Source organism: Thiolapillus sp., from assembly GCF_048562965.1.
GTDB lineage: Bacteria > Pseudomonadota > Gammaproteobacteria > Chromatiales > Chromatiaceae > Thiolapillus > Thiolapillus brandeum_A.
This window is the reverse complement of the sequence record NZ_JBHNMF010001398.1, coordinates 1-647: the sequence shown is the minus strand read 5'-3', so window position 1 is coordinate 647 and position 647 is coordinate 1. Positions and strand designations below refer to the sequence as shown.

At 49.6% G+C, this 647-nt stretch carries 1 protein-coding gene and 1 pseudogene; both read right to left on the bottom strand.

Annotation, left to right across the window (positions count from 1 at the left end):
• Positions 1–189, bottom strand: a pseudogene (locus ACOCD2_RS24560) (pilus assembly protein PilO); the annotation flags it as partial.
• 67 nt (positions 190–256) lie between these two features.
• On the bottom strand, positions 257–647 hold a 391-nt coding region (locus ACOCD2_RS24555; protein WP_293650453.1), incomplete at its 5' end, for a PilN domain-containing protein.

The following is a 647-nucleotide window of genomic DNA, read 5'->3' as shown; positions in this document are numbered from 1 at the left end:
ACGCTCCAGTTCGGCGCGAAGATCCTTTTCAGTTTTCTCCACTTTAGCCAGAGCATCATATTCATCCATCATCAGATAATAATATCCGGCACCGATAATGGCCGCACAAAAGGCCAATACGGTAACCAATTTAACTGGTACCGGCCAATCGCCGATATTGTCAAACGTCAGATCTTTGTAGTCACTCAAATCCATGCTATTGCCCGCCCTTTCTGACCAAACATGCCGTCAATCTGCCTAACTGATACCGTTATGCTCATTTTTCATCCTTGGCCGGCGCATTGGGATTCGCCTGTTTGGCCGTCAGTTCAAATTCGCTCATGCCGGTCTTGGTCTTATCCTGGCTCTTGATAACCTTCAACTGAGCATCTGTCATCCACTCACTCCGGTCAATGCCCCGCATATAATTCGATACCCTGGCATTGGACTGAGCCTGCCCTTTCAGGGTCACCGCTACACCTTTCTGACTGAGCTTCTGCAGGAATACACCATCAGGAATGGTCTTCACTAGTTCATCGAAAAGATGGACGACCATCGGCCGGCTGGCCTGCAAATCCTGAATGACATTCATACGGGCAATCAGATCGGCGCGTTTCTTTTCGATATCCTTCGCTGCCAGCCATGGAGAGCGAAGCGAAGGCTGGTAG